The sequence below is a fragment of the Mucilaginibacter flavidus genome (assembly GCF_024055575.1).
GTDB classification, from domain to species: domain Bacteria; phylum Bacteroidota; class Bacteroidia; order Sphingobacteriales; family Sphingobacteriaceae; genus Mucilaginibacter; species Mucilaginibacter flavidus.
In genome coordinates this window covers 156,292-172,943 of sequence record NZ_JAMXOE010000008.1, presented here as the reverse complement: position 1 = coordinate 172,943, position 16,652 = coordinate 156,292, and the positions used below count along the sequence as shown (strand labels likewise).

18 protein-coding genes and 1 other RNA gene are annotated in these 16,652 nt (G+C 42.3%); 8 read left to right on the top strand and 11 right to left on the bottom strand.

Annotation, left to right across the window (positions count from 1 at the left end; translation table 11 throughout):
• Positions 1 to 11 precede the first annotated feature (11 nt).
• The 5 genes from NAF19_RS14435 to NAF19_RS14415 form a co-directional block, all read right to left on the bottom strand.
• Entirely contained in the window at positions 12 to 683 is a 672-nt protein-coding gene (locus NAF19_RS14435; protein ID WP_252790767.1) for an SOS response-associated peptidase, read from the bottom strand.
• 3 nt (positions 684 to 686) lie between these two features.
• Complete coding sequence (locus tag NAF19_RS14430) at positions 687 to 848, bottom strand: hypothetical protein (protein WP_252790766.1); 162 nt, start codon at positions 846 to 848, stop codon at positions 687 to 689.
• A 133-nt stretch (positions 849 to 981) separates the two neighbouring features.
• Positions 982 to 2,265: a Y-family DNA polymerase gene (locus tag NAF19_RS14425; RefSeq protein ID WP_252790765.1), complete on the bottom strand. Its 1,284-nt coding sequence runs from the start codon at positions 2,263 to 2,265 to the stop codon at positions 982 to 984.
• Complete coding sequence (locus NAF19_RS14420; protein WP_252790764.1) at positions 2,259 to 2,675, bottom strand: LexA family protein; 417 nt, start codon at positions 2,673 to 2,675, stop codon at positions 2,259 to 2,261. Before NAF19_RS14420 ends, NAF19_RS14425 begins: the two co-directional genes overlap by 7 nt.
• Before the next feature lie 26 nt (positions 2,676 to 2,701).
• The gene (locus tag NAF19_RS14415; RefSeq protein ID WP_252790763.1) at positions 2,702 to 3,175 is read right to left on the bottom strand and encodes a hypothetical protein; all 474 of its coding nucleotides are present in this window, start codon (positions 3,173 to 3,175) and stop codon (positions 2,702 to 2,704) included.
• Positions 3,176 to 3,254: 79 nt separating this feature from the next.
• Here NAF19_RS14415 and NAF19_RS14410 point away from each other — a divergent pair, with 79 nt between their 5' ends.
• From NAF19_RS14410 to NAF19_RS14400, 3 genes are read left to right on the top strand one after another with little or no spacing between them, the layout of a single operon-like run.
• On the top strand, positions 3,255 to 3,485 hold the full coding sequence (locus tag NAF19_RS14410; protein WP_252790762.1) for a hypothetical protein: 231 nt from the start codon (positions 3,255 to 3,257) through the stop codon (positions 3,483 to 3,485).
• 15 nt (positions 3,486 to 3,500) lie between these two features.
• Complete coding sequence (locus NAF19_RS14405) at positions 3,501 to 4,274, top strand: DNA-formamidopyrimidine glycosylase family protein (RefSeq protein ID WP_252790761.1); 774 nt, start codon at positions 3,501 to 3,503, stop codon at positions 4,272 to 4,274.
• 38 nt (positions 4,275 to 4,312) lie between these two features.
• Positions 4,313 to 4,750, top strand: a complete 438-nt coding sequence (locus NAF19_RS14400; RefSeq protein ID WP_252790760.1) for a hypothetical protein — start codon at positions 4,313 to 4,315, stop codon at positions 4,748 to 4,750.
• A gap of 234 nt (positions 4,751 to 4,984) precedes the next feature.
• Here NAF19_RS14400 and NAF19_RS14395 read toward each other — a convergent pair whose 3' ends face one another.
• The 4 genes from NAF19_RS14395 to NAF19_RS14380 form a co-directional block, all read right to left on the bottom strand.
• Entirely contained in the window at positions 4,985 to 5,515 is a 531-nt protein-coding gene (locus NAF19_RS14395) for an SHOCT domain-containing protein (RefSeq protein ID WP_252790759.1), read from the bottom strand.
• Positions 5,516 to 6,099: 584 nt separating this feature from the next.
• Positions 6,100 to 6,468, bottom strand: a transfer-messenger RNA (tmRNA) gene (gene ssrA / locus NAF19_RS14390).
• A 145-nt stretch (positions 6,469 to 6,613) separates the two neighbouring features.
• Positions 6,614 to 7,840 (bottom strand): pyridoxal phosphate-dependent aminotransferase, encoded by a 1,227-nt coding sequence (locus tag NAF19_RS14385; protein WP_252790758.1) that lies wholly within the window; start codon positions 7,838 to 7,840, stop codon positions 6,614 to 6,616.
• 344 nt (positions 7,841 to 8,184) lie between these two features.
• Positions 8,185 to 8,586, bottom strand: coding sequence for a DUF1573 domain-containing protein (locus NAF19_RS14380; protein WP_252790757.1), 402 nt, complete (start codon positions 8,584 to 8,586; stop codon positions 8,185 to 8,187).
• Positions 8,587 to 8,723: 137 nt separating this feature from the next.
• On the opposite strand from NAF19_RS14380, the gene NAF19_RS14375 reads away from it, so the two are divergent.
• From NAF19_RS14375 to NAF19_RS14365, 3 genes are all read left to right on the top strand, one after another.
• The gene (locus tag NAF19_RS14375) at positions 8,724 to 11,156 is read left to right on the top strand and encodes an alpha-ketoacid dehydrogenase subunit alpha/beta (RefSeq protein ID WP_252790756.1); all 2,433 of its coding nucleotides are present in this window, start codon (positions 8,724 to 8,726) and stop codon (positions 11,154 to 11,156) included.
• A 131-nt stretch (positions 11,157 to 11,287) separates the two neighbouring features.
• Complete coding sequence (locus NAF19_RS14370) at positions 11,288 to 11,866, top strand: nitroreductase family protein (protein ID WP_252790755.1); 579 nt, start codon at positions 11,288 to 11,290, stop codon at positions 11,864 to 11,866.
• Positions 11,867 to 12,091: 225 nt separating this feature from the next.
• The gene (locus NAF19_RS14365) at positions 12,092 to 12,877 is read left to right on the top strand and encodes a murein L,D-transpeptidase catalytic domain family protein (protein WP_252790754.1); all 786 of its coding nucleotides are present in this window, start codon (positions 12,092 to 12,094) and stop codon (positions 12,875 to 12,877) included.
• Between the two features lie 142 nt (positions 12,878 to 13,019).
• Here NAF19_RS14365 and NAF19_RS14360 read toward each other — a convergent pair whose 3' ends face one another.
• Entirely contained in the window at positions 13,020 to 14,594 is a 1,575-nt protein-coding gene (locus NAF19_RS14360; RefSeq protein ID WP_252790753.1) for a L,D-transpeptidase family protein, read from the bottom strand.
• 118 nt (positions 14,595 to 14,712) lie between these two features.
• On the opposite strand from NAF19_RS14360, the gene NAF19_RS14355 reads away from it, so the two are divergent.
• Together NAF19_RS14355 and NAF19_RS14350 are read left to right on the top strand one after the other, a co-directional pair.
• Entirely contained in the window at positions 14,713 to 15,732 is a 1,020-nt protein-coding gene (locus NAF19_RS14355; protein WP_252790752.1) for a glycosyl hydrolase, read from the top strand.
• A gap of 2 nt (positions 15,733 to 15,734) precedes the next feature.
• On the top strand, positions 15,735 to 16,286 hold the full coding sequence (locus NAF19_RS14350; RefSeq protein WP_252790751.1) for a DinB family protein: 552 nt from the start codon (positions 15,735 to 15,737) through the stop codon (positions 16,284 to 16,286).
• Here the strand turns inward: NAF19_RS14350 and NAF19_RS14345 are convergent.
• Positions 16,279 to 16,569 carry a cupin domain-containing protein gene (locus NAF19_RS14345; RefSeq protein WP_252790750.1) on the bottom strand — a complete coding sequence of 97 codons (291 nt, stop codon included), beginning with the start codon at positions 16,567 to 16,569 and terminating at the stop codon, positions 16,279 to 16,281. The genes NAF19_RS14350 and NAF19_RS14345 overlap by 8 nt on opposite strands.
• Positions 16,570 to 16,652: the final 83 nt, after the last annotated feature.

The window sequence follows — 16,652 nt, the reverse complement described above, 5'->3', positions numbered from 1 at the left end:
CTCGTGCAATGTTAAAACAAGCAGTCGTCCGGTTTATCATTAAACCAGTCTCTAGACTTATTAGTGGCCTTTCCTACTGATTTACCTACTTCACGCTTGAGTATGTAGCTGTTCTCAATAGGCTGCAATACCTTCGCTCGCTCTTCATACGGTAAAGTAGTATCCAACCATATTTTCATTTGCTCTTTGGTCAAAATAACGGGCATTCGGTCGTGCACTTCACCAATAATTTCGTTCGGCTCTCTGGTTATGATGGTACAACTCAATACCGGCGGAATGAGGATTTTATTATAGTCCCATAATCCTGCAAACATCATTTGGCTTCCGTCTGCCATAGTGAAATAAAAAGAACGATTCTCACCTTTTCGTTCCCACTCGTAAAACCCATTGACAGCGACTATACAATGACGTTTGCCCAAAAGTCCCTTGTAAGCGGTTTTTTCGTGCATTTCTTCACTTTTTGCATTACTTGTGTTAAACTTTGGGTACTCCTTACTCCATGACGGGACCAAAGGCCAACCCATATGCATCAATTTGTTAGGATTCCTGTCAAGAATTCCGAATACTACGGCTTTACTATAAGGGGGTAAGTTAGGGTCACCATCTCTTAAGCCATCGGAATCTTCTACACCAAGCTTCGCAGCTACTTCAGCGCTGCTACCAAAGTCTAATCTACCACACATATTTTAGCTCAATTTATTTCCGGTTAGGCAGTCCAAATAAGTCTTGATCGCCTGGGTTAATAATTCTATTAATTCATCAGTAACAAACATTTCGGTATCCTGTTTGGCTACCGGGTGCAGATCATCAACGATATATACGCTCCACAATCCGTTTTTAAACATCATGAGCAAGATACATATACCGCCCTGTATTATCTCAAAGTTCCTCGTTCCGTCACTCGTGTAAGCCTCTCGAATATCGAGTTCACACAGAGTCCCCCGATATTGTAACTCGATGTTAAAGGTATTAAATAACATATTAACGAAGAAGTGGGCTTTCGTTCCAGTCTGTAAAATACTTAGGGCTTGGGTATTGTTGCCGCATTATGTAAGCTTCTAAGTTATCATGTTTCCACGCCTTTAAGTTGTTTGCGAAACAAACTTTACCCTTGCCCATTTGTAGGTTGATATCATCTATTACCCGACTTAAGCGGTTCTTTGAGCCTGCGGCATAGCTGTCATTAATGACAATCTGATTTTCGTTTTCGGGGAGGAGCCCGGATGCGAACACTTCAATCTTCATGTATTTATAGGATACCTTATTTCGTAAATTCTCATCAATAATAGATTTGATAGCATGCCTGGCATACCTCGTAACGTCAATCATATTGTTTATACCCGTATCCAGGTGAAATATTCGTCGGGGCTGATGCTGCGCAGTATCTACCTTCCATTTATTCGTACGTAATGAAACCTGTAAAACTGTGGCAACCAACTTTTCCTCTCGTAATTTCTCAGCTAGGCGATAGCCATAAAACGTTGACGCATCGATAAGCTGTTGGGCATCTGACGTGGTTTTCTTAAATGACCGGCCTACACCAATATTCTTTTTGGGGTCCATTACTTCTACTAATTTCAAGCAAACGTTACCTCGTAACTCCTGTTGAGTCCGCCAGCCTACAACAGTCATTTTTTTGCGTACCCACCATTCAGGTGTTATAGCTAAGCGTGCAGCGGTATGTATGCCATTACGGTGTAGCATATTTGCATACTGCCGGCCAACGTTCCACATATCTTCAACGGCAACCCGTTGTAACGCGGTATCAATTTCAGATTGATTGTTAATAATAAAGCTGTTGGTAGGATCCTGCTTCGCGAGATGTATCGCAACTTTAGCTAATGTCTTCGTTGGAGCAACCCCTATGCGAATTTGTATGCCAGTAAGTTTTTTAGTTTCATTGATTATAAAGGGTACAAGCGTGCTCAGATTCTGTACTCCCGACATATCCATCCAACATTCGTCGATACTGTAGGTTTCTAATCGCGGAACGAACCTCGCCAATATCTTCATTAACCTTTTGTTCATTGCCTGGTACTCCCGGTAATTGCTGCTGTAAGCAACCATTCCTAAAGGAACGTATTTATCCATCACAAAATGCCAGGGCTCCGTACGTGACGCGCCAAGTGCTTTAGCTTCCGGACTAAGCGCTATCATACAACCATCGTTATTGCTCAACGACACCACCGGTACACCTTGTAACCAGGGTTCTGTACTTTGATGCCAGGCGGCATAGAAACCGACACAATCTGCTATTGCTACCATTGTTTTACAAGGGGAAACATTCGGGGGCACAAGCATTTATTTGCCCACGTAACCACACCAATAAATTTTAATTCACTCTCTACTTGTATAGACGGATAACCAGGGGTAGCCGCGTACAATGTTATTTTTTGACCATGCTTTTCGTAAAACCTGATTAGCTTTTCATTGTCATACCATACGTAAACTATATCGCCATTCTTCGGATCAATGCCCCTGTCGAATAAAAGATACGAACCTTCCGCTATTCCAGCTTTCTCCATTGCTTTACCCTGCATTCTTGCCGGATAGGTTGCTTCGGGATCACGAATCATTAAATGGTCGAGCCGTAAATCGGGTACTGCATATTCTTCTGCAGGAGAAGTAAAACCACTTTGTATAAATTCCTTTGGGTCAACCAGCGTTCTGCGCATTCTTACCGTATTTATTTAATACCCAATTAATTTAAATTAGCGTTAACTAAGTCTTTACCATTTAAAACCCTCATTACCTGTGTCGTGTCGTTCAGTTTTGAGTAATCGTATTCATACCCATATGCATTTAACGCGTAAAGTGTTTTATTTAATTTCAGCTGGCTGTAGTACTCAATCGCATCCATCCACATATTTTTGTTGCATTCTGGTACATCATTGTCATCGAAAAAAATATCGATTCCTTCGAATTCATAATGATCCAATGTAAACTTTGAGCGGCGACCGGGTAACGCCCCCTCACATTCGTCATCATCTTTAAAATCTGAACAATCCGGCCACGCTAAATCTATATCCTCCAGGTAAATAGCTGCAACCTCTTTTCGTGGGGTATAAATGTGGCTTTCTTGTTTTCCTGGTGGGATTACCTTCAAGGTAAAGCCGTACTCATTAGAGACGATGTATTCATCGCCATCCCTTGTTTCGATACTAAACTTTTCCATAACATATTAATTTTATACAAATCTATGCTAAAAATATTAGTAAATGCAAGCACTTGTTTTAATTTTATAATTTAGCGTCATGGATGATACAGAACACCCGGTTTTTGGATTCGGCATAGAATACGCTAACGAGTTAGTATACTGTGAAGCTGTCATGCAAAACGATCACTATGAAGTTCTTTTTAACGGCGTTTGGATCGGTACAGTCGCCCACACAGAAAATTTCGAATGGATTCAAGCGTCAGGCGCTATATTACCACAATCAATAGTGGATGAGATAGGCTGCCGGATTGAGAGCCAATATAAATAACACTAATACATTGATATGCCAGAAATACCAGATCTAAATATATTCAGCAAAAACCTTACCAAGCGGCTTGTAGGGAAAAGGCTTAGTCATATAAAAATTATTATCAATAGGAAACTTAAGGTGCCGGAATCTGCTCTTATAGAAGCCCTTGAAGGTCAACGACTCGATGGAATTACCAGGGAAGGTAAGGAGCTACATTTTGCATTCGAAAACGGACATGTGCTCGGACTTCATCTCATGCTACATGGGACGATGTATTGGTATGAGGGTAATAATGAAAATCGATTTACTATCGCTGAACTCATGTTTTCTGACGGCAGCGGATTGGCGATCACTGACTGGCAGAAGGCCGTAACCCTCACACTTGATCCGATAAAAGCAAAAGTACCCGATGCAATGCGTATGCCGGACGGTTACCTGATAGGTGCATTGAAGCAATCGTCACACCATATTAAAACCGTTTTGACGGAAGGAAAGGTTATTCGTGGCATTGGTAATGCTTATGTAGATGAAATCCTCTACGCAGCTAAGATATCACCGTTTTCAAAAGCCGATAAAATTCCAGGGGAAACGATTGACGTCTTAACCAAAGCTATCACTAAGGTGCTCGTCGATGCCGAAAGACATATATCAAAAAACTTTCCAGATACCATAACGGAGAAGGAAAGAGACTTTCTCCAGGTGCACCTGCCCAAACATAAGCTGACTCCGGTTGGAGAAACAATCCTTAAGGCTGAAATTGGTTCACGCAAGACTTATTATACTGCCGATCAAGTATTATTTGAATAGGTTGTAAACCTCGCCGAAACTAATCTCTATCTTGCGACATGAAAAAACCTATTCTATTGTCTTTGTTTATTTTAGCCTCATTAATCTACTCATGCAAAAAAGGTGGAGTCAATCCCAAAGAAACATCCCCAACAATTTCCGGTTCTTATAAAGGATCTGTTAATGTATCATTAAATGGGACAGCAATGGCGACCCTATACGATCATATAATCACAATATCTTCAGGCAGCAATAGCTCAGCACTGATCCTCAATACAAATCTCATTCAGTCCGGTGCAGCGACTGTATCGGGTAACACACTAACTATTGCACGCCATACCGTCAACTCTAATTCAAGCTTCTACACAGTTGAATATGGAACCGGAAAATTCAACAACGGCACATTTACTTTTGATTTTCACCAGGATATAATCGTCTCATCAACCAACGCAGTAGGTGGTTCGGGAGAATGGACTGGTACTATGACTAAGGAATAACTTGTTTTAGCGAAGATTTACATCAGTAAAACTAACCTTAATTACACTTAATCTCGATATTTTATTATCCCAGACGTTTCATCGTAAATAGGATATACAAAGGTTGTCAACGCCTTTAAAGGTTTGGAATCATGCTACAGACGCTTTACAAATAGGAGTGAATCCATTTGGCTCGGACCGACAAACGGCTTATTGTAAGAAATTACCAAAATATGGCGGCTGAAGGTGATCATATTATTCTGCTAACAACTTTTTCTTTTGCGCATCGTATTCAGCTTGTGTAATGGCTCCACTGTCTAAAAGGCTTTTTAGCTTTTTAATCTTATCAAGATTGTCGCCAGATTGCTGGTTCACGACATTTACGTTGACTGGTTTACAGTCCACAATTTCACAAGTAGCAATAGCGTCTTCAATAAACAAATCGAAGTTAGTTCCATAACCTAAACTAACTGCGAAAATTACCTGCTGGAAGCCATGAGCTTTAGAGCTATGTATTTTCTTTATGAAAGCACCTCTTCCAGACGCGGATTTAAGCGTATTTCTTGAATCAGATCCTTTGTCGTTTGAAAGTAAAGCCCAACCCCCCATCTGAATGTATCTAAAGTCACCATTAGGAGCAGAGCCGCGACCCAGTTTAATTGTATCTCCAATATGGTACGTTTTCCCGTTAGACGCTTTGTATTCGTTAAGTTTTTTTCCGAAACCAAGAATTTGCCCATAACATACAATGGGTGATAGCAGTATAATAAACAATAAGGCTTTCATAAAAATAGGTTTAGAGGTTGACTAATAAAGATTTAGTTGATAAACAATCCAATTTACCGATATCGAATTGATTTCCAAATAAAAAGATTGTTTAGGCACTTGACTTATGTCGGTGAATAGGACGAAGAGGCCATAGGTCTCGAAGTTATGCTAACCCTTGGAACAAAAGTCGGCGAATGGTTAACCCTGTAGGGACAGATTTTTCGAATATTTGTTCTTGCAATAAAAACCCCCTAAGACTCGCTCCTCAGGGGTTTTAACCTAAACCTTATCACAATAGACCGACAGAAAGCCGGTCAATGAACTGCAAATATATTGCAATTGTAACATATTTGTTACTATTTCACAGGAATAGGAGAAATTTTGCGATCAGCAACGCCATTTTTAGGGATCTTCTGTCAACGCAGTTTTGCGTACACGCACCTATAGCCGATTGACAACATGATGATAACGTTATTCAGTTTTTCAGATGCAGGATATTCCTATTGTTTTACAAATGTTTTACAGAACCGCAAACAACAAAGGCATCACAATTATTGCGATGCCTTTGATTTAGTTTGCAACATACTGTAATTTAGTATGTTATGTGGAGCCGGAGGGATTCGAACCCTCGTCCAAACATGGTATAAGGTAAGCTTTCTACATGCTTAGCTTCTGTTTAATTGTAGGGAAGGGGAAGGCCAGTCGCTTGCCTGTACCGTCTTCCTTAGGTGCTCTATCTCGCCCGCTATGCACACCTTAAGCAGGCCAGTTTCATCTTTCGATGCCCCTGGTGCCGGCCCGATGAAACGGAAAACCGGCGGGACAAAAGCTAGCTAAATTCTAAATTAAGCAGCTAAGGCGTAGTTATTTTCGCCATTTGTGATTTTGAGTGTTCTGATTAGAGCGCTAATTCACCCAACGCGCTGCATGCTTACTTACTTATCTCCATCCTGTCAATTCCGGTCGACCCCATTTGGTGGAAGTCTTAAGTACTGAGTAGATAGTCTTAAGTCAACTGCAAATATAATATTAATTAGTGGCAGTGGGTAGTGGCAGTAGCAGTTTTTGACATAAACAAAGCAAAACTGCTATTCAACACCGTTACTGATACTATTTTCAAAGACTACTACTTCCAGCTGCTACAGCTACTAATCTACCCGGGTACACCTTCAGCGCTTCATCTAAACAAATCATGGCTTTTTCAATATCATTGATATTCAAAACGTAGGCCATCCGCACTTCGTTGAGGCCTGCGCCGGCAGTGCTGTAAAAGCCGGTTGCGGGCGCCATCATCACAGTCGAGTTATCATGGCTGAAGCTTTCCAGCATCCACTGGCAAAATTTGTCGGCGTTGTCAATTGGCAACTGGGCCACCACATAAAATGCACCGCCGGGGTTAGGGCAGTAAACGCCTTCCATTTTGTTTAACGCATTTACAATGGTATCACGGCGGGCGGTATACTCTTTGTTTACAGTTTTAAAATATTCATCGGGGGTATCCACGGCTGCTTCGCCGGCAATTTGTTCCACCATGCCGGGGCTAAGGCGGGCCTGGGCAAACTTTAATCCTGCGGCAATTACTTCCTTGTTTTTAGTGATCAAACAGCCTAAGCGGGCACCACAGGCGCTGTAACGCTTGCTTACGGTGTCCATCACGATGACGTGCTGATCCAACCCCTCCAAATGCATTGGCGAAGTAAATGTCTGCCCGTCGTAGCAAAACTCGCGGTAGGCCTCATCGCTGAATAAGTAGAGATCGTATTTTAATGCAAGTTCCTTTAGGGCTTCCAGTTCTTCGCGCGAATACAGGTAGCCGGTTGGGTTATTGGGGTTGCAAATGATAATCGCCTTTGTTTTGTCGGTGATCAGCTTTTCAAATTCGCTGATAGCGGGCAGGGCAAAACCGTTTTCGATGTAGGATAATATGGGCTTTACCACAATATCGCTCTGGCAGGCAAAGCCATTGTAGTTGGCGTAAAATGGCTCGGGGATTATTACCTCGTCACCCGGGTCGAGGCAGGCCATCATAGATATGGTTATCGCTTCAGAACCACCGGTAGTAACAATTATGTTATCTGGGGTGATGTTATAACCCAGTTTGTTATAATATTCAACAAGCTTTTTACGGTACGATAACGTGCCTTCGGATGGCGTATAAGCCCAAACTTTAAAGCTGATGTTCTTAATAGCATTCAGCATCCCTTCCGGTGTTTCAATATCCGGCTGGCCGATATTTAAATGGTAAACCTTTTTACCGTCCAGCTTTGCTTTATCGGCAAACGGCGTTAATTTACGTATAGGCGATGCGGGCATTTGTAGCCCTTTGTGCGATATTTTTGGCATGGGACAAAGGTATGAAAAGAGTCCGAGAGTCCGAAAAGTCGGGAAAGTCCGAGAGAAAAAAGGTCTATCTCATTTAGCGCAGGCCTGTGATCTGGGTTGACGGTAGTCGCCCCCCTGGGGCTGGGTGAATTCGCTTAATTTATGAAGCACAGAATCAAATTGTTAATTACAAACGTCGGCTTTTAAACTGGAGAAAACCTTCAGGCTCCAAAGGGGCGCTATTCATCAGCGCAGGTCGCAGGCCTGCGGTAAAGGTATTGAGTCAAAAATTTGTAAAAATAAAAAAGACACGATTGCTCGTGTCTTCAAATATTTCAAAAGATTCCCCTTTGGGGAGGATGGGGTTACTTACTGCTACTCGCCGGTTTTGCTACAACTTCGCCAACAATATTTAATGTTTTTTGCGGGATGGAAGCGTTAGATGTAACTACGATACCTTTATTAAACGGAGCTGCAACAGCTGCATTATAGGTAATTTTGATAGATCCCTTTTCATTGGATTTAACCGGGGTTTTAGTAAAGTCGGCAATGGTGCAACCACAGGTTGGCCTTACGTCGGTTATAATAAGCGGCTCTTTACCAACGTTAGTAAATTCAAACACGGTGGTTACAGGAGTACCCTGCGGAATTTTACCGAAATCGTGTTTTTCTTCGTTGAATTTAAATACAGCTTTTTCGCTATCTTGTGCCGAGGCAGTAAAGGCAAAGCCTAAAATTACTGCGCATACTAATAATATTTTCTTCATAATTACATGTTTGATAATTACAAATATAAAAGGTTTAACCTAATAATAAAACTATTATGCAAACTGTATGTTTTATAAGCAGACTTGCCAATTACAGAATAGAATTTCTTAATTTTACCGCCCTAACAAAATAATATATGCCCGAAAGCGCAATTAACACTACAGGACAGCTGACAACCGCCGAACTGAGTTTTGATGATTTTAAAAAGATTGTAATAAACGATTACCGCATTGGCTATGAAAGCAGGCAAGCGAGTTTGATTGGTCGCCGTGAGGTGCTTACAGGTAAGGCGAAGTTTGGCATATTTGGTGATGGTAAGGAAGTTGCGCAATTGGCTATGGCTAAAGTCTTTAAAAAGGGCGACTGGCGCGCAGGCTATTACCGTGACCAGACTTTTATGTTCGCCACCGGCATGAGCAACCTGCATGAGTTTTTTGCGCAACTGTATGCTTATCCCGATATAGAAAAAGACCCCGCATCGGCAGGAAGGCAAATGAACTGCCATTATGCAACCCGCTTTGTCGACGCCGATGGTAACTGGACAAACCAGGCCGAAAGCATGAATTGCTCGGCCGATATTTCTACAACTGGTGGCCATATGCCAAGGTTGCTGGGTTTGGCCTACGCATCAAAGTTATACAGGCAAAATAAACAGCTGGAATATTTAAATAATTTTTCGGTAAAGGGTAACGAGGTAGCATTCGGCACTATAGGCAACGGCTCAACATCTGAAGGCCTGTTTTTTGAAACATTGAATGCCGCAGGTGTTTTACAGGTGCCAATGGCCATTTCTGTTTGGGATGATGCCTATGCGATTTCAGTTCCTGCCCGGCTGCAAACTACCAAAGAAGATATATCCGAAATATTAAAGGGATTTCAACGCGCGCCAGGCACCAACGGCTACGAGATATTTAAAGTAAAAGGCTGGGACTATGTGGCCCTTTGCGAAACTTACGAGCGTGCCATAGCGGTCTGCCGTGCCGAACATGTGCCGGTTTTAATACACGTAATTGAAATGACGCAGCCGCAGGGACACTCTACCTCTGGCTCGCACGAACGTTATAAATCGAAAGAGCGCCTTGCCTGGGAAGATGAGCACGACTGCCTTTTACAAATGCGCAAATGGATGATCGCATCGGCAGTAGCTACAGAGGCCGAAATGGATGAGATGGAGGCCACGGCAAAAAAATATGTACGCGAGATTCAGCGCCAGGTTTGGAACGAATTGAGCGAAGAAATAGCCTATGAATTAAACGAAGCTTCGCGACTTATTGAGCAACTGGCCCGTGAATCGCAATTTCAGGATGAACTGTTGGAAGTTGTTACCGAGCTGAAGGAATGTATCGACCCCGGTCGTAAAGATGTTGTTGCAGCTATACGCAAAGCTTTGCGCATTACTGTGAAACAACCAACCTCACAGCGCGACGTTTTGATAGGCTGGCTGGCCAGCGAAAATGTTAAAAACGAAATACGCTTTAACTCTAAATTGTTTGGCGATACCCAGTATTCGCCGTTAAGAGTTCCGAATGTATCGGTAAGATACTACGAGGACTCGAAATATATTGACGGCCGCGAGGTGTTGAACGCCTGTTTTGATGCCAATTTTGAACGTGATAAAAGCATTGTTGCTTTTGGTGAAGATGTAGGTGCTATTGGCGACGTAAACCAGGGATTTGCGGGGCTCCAGGCAAAATATGGCGATTTGCGTTTAACTGATACTGGTATTCGTGAAGCTACAATAATAGGGCAGGGTATGGGCCTTGCCATGCGCGGCCTAAGGCCAATTGCCGAGATACAATATTTGGATTACCTGCTCTACTCTATAAACGTTTTGAGCGATGATTTGGCAAGCTTAAGCTATCGTACGCGCGGCGGCCAGAAAGCACCTTTAATAGTCCGTACCCGAGGTCACAGGCTCGAAGGTATCTGGCACTCAGGTTCGCCGCTTGGGTTGATATTAAACTCAATGCGGGGCCTGCATATTTGCGTGCCACGCGATATGACCCAGGCTGCCGGTATGTACAACGTACTGTTAAGAGGCGATGAGCCGGCGCTGGTAATAGAATGCTTAAATGGCTACAGGTTAAAAGAACGTTTGCCAGCTAACGTAGGCGAATACACCGTTCCGCTTGGCAAAGCCGAAATACTGAACCAGGGTACCGATATTACTGTTATCTCATACGGATCAACCCTTCGTATTGTATTGGAAGCTGTTAAAGAACTCGAAAAACTGGGGATTAGCATAGAAGTTATTGATCCGCAAACCTTGTATCCTTTTGATATCGACAACGTTTGTGGCAACTCGCTGAAGAAAACCAGTAAGCTACTGATAGTTGATGAAGATTTGCCGGGCGCAGCGTCTGCGTATATCCTACAGCGCGTGCTTGAAGATCAGAAAGGCTATTACTCACTCGATGTGCAGCCTAAAACACTTACAGCCAAAGCGCACCGGCCGCCTTATGGGTCCGACGGCGGATATTTCAGCAAGCCATCGTTAGATGATATTATAGAGGCGGTTTATAGTTTGATGAACGAAACAGATCCGCATAAATACCCTGCTATATTTTAATTAGTGAATTGTCAATGATGCAGATAATGTAAAGATTTGCTAAGTTTTCACACCTCTACAAATCTAAAACAACAATAATCTTACTTTTGCGTCCTGGTCATTTTGGCCGGGACGTTTTTATTTATAAAGATATGGATACCGAATTTTCAGCAATAGCAAATACAATTAAAAACCGCCGCAGCGTTAAGGCTCAGGCCATGAATGGCAATGAAATACCAAACGGGCATATAGCCGCTATATTGGAGCTGGCCAACTGGGCGCCTACTCATGGTAACACCGAGCCATGGCGTTTTATAGTTTACGAAAACCCAATTGAGTTTTGTCTGCAACACGCTGAACTATACAAACAAAACAGCATGGGCGACAACTTTTTGGCTGGCACTTACAATAAATTGTTACACCAGGGCGATAAGGTCTCACATGTTATCGTAGCCGTTATGAAACGCGGTAATTTGCCCAAAATCACACCTTTAGAAGAAATAGCAGCTTCATCATGTGCTATACAAAATATGCTGCTGGGCGCAACTGCTTTAAATATTGCCTCGTTTTGGAGTACAGGTGGCATGGCGTTAAAACCCGCTTTAAAAGAGTATTTAGGCTTTAATGAGCATGATTTGGTGATGGGAATTTTATATTTTGGTTATGCAAATGAGTACCCTGCCGGGAAAAGAAACACCAGTATTGAAGAAAAAATAACCTGGGTTAAATAATAAATTAACAATTGTGGAGTTTATTACCATAAGTCGTTAGTATTAAATGGTATAAATTGTTGTTTAATATTTTCAATTAAATTGTAATTAAAGATAAATTTTGTAATTATTAATTATAATTTCTTTTGTAACAAATTGGATTAGTGATAAAAAAGCAAAACCTAATTTTGTTTTTTACGTAGAAAAGGTCACTAATTAATTTATTGATTTAAATCCGGGAAACGAATGAGAAAACCTCTTGGCGGGCTCGTATCTATTTTATTGATACTTGCGATAACTACCATCAGCTGGAAAAGCGCGAAAATCACCAAAGAAAGAAATTTTAAAAATGGCTTTTCTGCCAGGGAATTACTGCAAAAATACATCAGTAATATCTACGAATCAGCCCATTTACAGGAATCAGGCCTTGGGCTTGAAGTGTTTAATAAAGCCGTAACCGGTTTTATGAACTTAAAAGCGGGCAACATGGTGCCCCAAACAAGTTTTATCCTTACTGTTGTCGATCTTGCAAAATCGAGTCACCAAAAACGGATGTGGGTAGTAGATTTACTTGATAAACAATTGATTTTAAACACATACGCCGCGCATGGCCATGGCAGTGGAGATGATATGGCAACCAGTTTTTCAAACAAAATTGATTCGCATCAAAGCAGTCTCGGCTTTTATATTACAGGCGAAGTTTACCACGGCGGCAATGGTCGCTCGTTAAAACTAGACGGTGTGGACGCCGGTTTTAACTCCAACGCCCGCGAACGTGCCATAGTTGTACATGGCGCCGATTACGTTGGCGAAAACGCAATATATTCAATTGGTCGCCTTGGCCGTAGCTATGGATGCCCTGCAGTACCGGTAAATATGGCGGAACAGGTTATCAATACCATTAAAGATAAAACGGTAATGTTTATTAATGGTAACGACAGCCGGTACACATCAAAATTTTTAGACGAAGAACAAGCTGCTAATTATGTTTTTCCTGAATCATCAAACGGGAACGTGTTGGCATCGATGTAGCGTATAATTTGTAACTGACTATAACGAATGCGCTTTATTGGTTTTACCAGTAGGCGCATTTTACTTTTAATAACAAGGGCGATTCGCCTTATCGTTCAAAAATCAATAAAGGTTCTATTAGCAGGCATTAAAGCAACCCGACTTAATTGTTTGTAGCCATGCGTGTCTCTATCTTTGCAGGATGGAGCAGCTTTTGTAATTGTTCATATAATACAATATCTTGGCCGTATACGTCATCCCTGAATTGCAGTTTGCCGTCTTCATCGGCCCAGCAGGTAACGTAAGTAATGTAAACGGGTGTCTTTTTAGGCACATTAATATCCGATGGGTCTGGATTATTGTCATCCATATCCTGTACAATTTCGTCGTATTTGTCGCCTGGGCCAAACAGGTTTAAAGCAAGTGCTTTAGGGTCGCCCAAACGAACACAGCCATGGCTCACAGCCCTCATCTTTCTAAAAAATGCCGACTTTACCGGTGTATCGTGCAGGTAAACGTTGCTCCGGTTTTTAAACAGGAACTTTATTTTACCCAGTGAGTTATCTTCGCCGGGTTGCTGTTTAAAATCATAGTCCGAGTTGTCTTTTGTTACCGTTGTCCAGTCGATGCTCTCGGGGTTCGGCACCAGCTTACCATCTTTAAAAACATTTATGCCTTTGTTGGCTAAATAATACCGATCATCAGCGGCCTCTTTAATAATCTCTTTATTGGCTATGCTCTGCGGGATGTTCCAAACAGGATTCACCTCAACATAGTTTATCATGCTGTTTAGCAAAGGTGTTTCGTGTTCATTTGGCCTGTCAATTTTACAAGTATCGTTATAGGCGGCCAGTGTATTGGCATTATTCATATTGCGGCCCTGGCCAACGCAAACCTTCATTTTAAGGACAGATCTGCCGCCGCTGTCAATCACATTCAGGTTAAAGTCGGGGATGTTTACGATAACATACTTCTCCTCTAAAGGCTTGTTGCGCCATCTTAAACGCTCAAGGTTAACCTGTAGCATTCTCCGGCATTCCTCGGCCGGTCTACCTTGCGCTACATATTTGTCATTCCACGCTTTTTGCAGCGCCAGGTATTGGGGGCTTTTGGGTTGAATGCTGTCAAGATAGGCGCGCATATCAGCAATATGAAATACTTTAAGCATAGCCGCACTGTCAGGCTGCTTTGTTACCAGGAAATACCGTTGGTAAATACTCTTTGGGTTAATAACGCCGTATTGCAATGCGTTTGAATAGGCAATTAACGAATTTGCAGCAGCAACTTCAAGCTCGGCAATCTCCTGATAGGCAGTATTAATATCTTTAATCTTTTGCTTGTCGTAAAACTTATAGACCAGGGCGCGTAGTTGGTCAGCGTTAAACATTTCAGGGTTGAGCCCGTGTTCGTCTGCCTTTAAGTAATAGTCGGATGCGGCAAGTAAATCATTGTTAAACAAATGATTCATTACCAGCACAGGCTGATAGTTGTTTTTTTTGTAGAATGCTGTTATTACTTCGGAATGAGAAAGATTAGTTTTTTCATTTCTCAATACTTTTTTCATCACCTGGGTAAACGCTTCGGGTGTGTAATCCTGGTAAATTTTATTGTGGGTTTTCTTAAAAAAGAAAGTTGCCTCTTCGGAGCGCTTTTTTTTACAGCTTTGAAAGGTGATAAGCAGGGCGCAAATTATTAACAGGGGCGCGGCAATCTTTTTTGCCGTTACAAGTTTAGTCATAATAATTAATCGCCTCAAAGATAACGCTTTGTTTGAAAATGCCATTTTTAAGTTAATAATAGATTTTTGTTAGTTTTGAAAAGCTATTCATTTGTACAGTTTAAGTCAAGACAAAAGCATGCCAACTAAAGGGATTTTCGCGTTTATTTTATTATTGTGTATAAGTTTCTATTCAAAGGCGCAAGGTTATAGGCCGGTAAACGAAAATGCATCAGCAGGAGCGAAGAAAACGCTTAAGCTACTGTATGATATAAAGGGCAGGTATATCATGTCGGGCCAGCAGAATTACAATAGCGACAGGAACGTGTTTTCAGATAGCGCCCATAACATCACCGGAAAATACCCGGCTGTATGGGGAAGTGATTTCATGAACTGGGGCGATAAGGACCTGGGGCTGCAGATAGTTGAAGAGGCGATAAAAAAATCGAAAGAAGGGTACCTGGTAACATTGATGTGGCACGAAGGAAACCCAACGCAAGATCCGCCATACGATTTTGAAAAAAATGTAAAGGGAAAGTTAACCGATGCCGAATGGAATGACCTGACAACCCCGGGGACTGATTTGTATAAAAAGTGGCTGGGGCAAATTGATGTGGTGGCGGGATACCTGAAGCAGCTGCGCGATGCTGGCGTCACCGTGTTATGGCGGCCTTATCACGAAATGAACGGGGTTTGGTTTTGGTGGGGTAATCGCAAAGGCGAAAATGGCATAGCCAAACTTTGGAAAATGATGTACGACAGGTACACAAATTATCATCATTTAAATAACCTGTTGTGGGTTTGGGGTGCTAACGGGTTGAGGGATATTCCCTACGATGAAGCTTATGATTATAAGGATTATTATCCCGGCGCTAACTATGTGGATATTTTGGGGGCGGATATTTACCATTTTGACTATGAGCAAAAGGACTATAATGACCTGCTTGCCCTGGCAAACGGAAAACCAATTGCACTAACAGAAACAGGCGAATTACCTAACCCGAAAATATTGAAGGTACAACCGCAATGGACCTGGTTTATGGTTTGGACAAGCTGGCTTTGGACAGATAACAGTCGCGACCATGTTCGCGAAATTTATAACCTGCCCCAAACGCTGAGCCATGATGAAGTGAAGGCTAAGATCGATTCAATTAAATAAAGATGGCAGATAAGGAACGAAAGCCCGAAGTTTGGTTACGCGGCCCATTAGCCGGCGTACCGGCACTGTTGCAGCCTGTTGCCCATGCGCTATTGCAGGCCCGCGAAGAAATTAATGAGTTGATGGCAGGATTTCATGATAGCTTATTGTGGGAAAAACTTGCCGGCATGGCATCGCCGGGCTTTCATCTGCAGCACCTTGCCGGGGTGCTTAACAGGTTGTTTACTTATGCAAAAGGGAAACAGCTTAATCAGGAACAATTAGATACATTAAAAGCGGAAGGGATACCCCTTAGCGGGGAATATATCGTCGATACACTAATAGCAACCTTTAATAACCAGGTAGATAATTGCATTGCACAATTAAAAGATGCCGACGAAGCAACGTTAACGGAAAGCAGGGGAGTAGGGCGGGCACAATTGCCGTCGACAGTTATAGGGCTGTACACCCATGCTGCTGAACATACCATGCGGCATACCGGGCAGTTATTGGTTACTGTAAAGGTGTTAATTGATAAATATTCGAACGATACAGATTCAAGGCTGATTACTTAACACTTTCACCACCATAACTAAAATTTTCAAAACGGTGTTCAACCCCGGCCGGTACAAAAAGTACATCGCCCGGACCGAAAGAGTTGCGTTCGCCATTATTTAAAAAATCGCCTTCGCCACTGATGACAACATACAACTCGTCCTGTGAATGCCGGGTTTGTCTGTATGTTTCAACCGGTCGATAAATCTCGACCGAAATAGACCCGTGCTCCATCAATTTGACGAACAAAGCACCGTCGCCGGCTGCTAATTTTTGTAACGCGTCATCTACCGTTGATTGCATAAATCAAAGGTAAATAATAAAATAACCGTCTTCTAAAATCCGTTGATTTTACGGGGCTGTTGCTGAACCGCTACAGGCTGAAG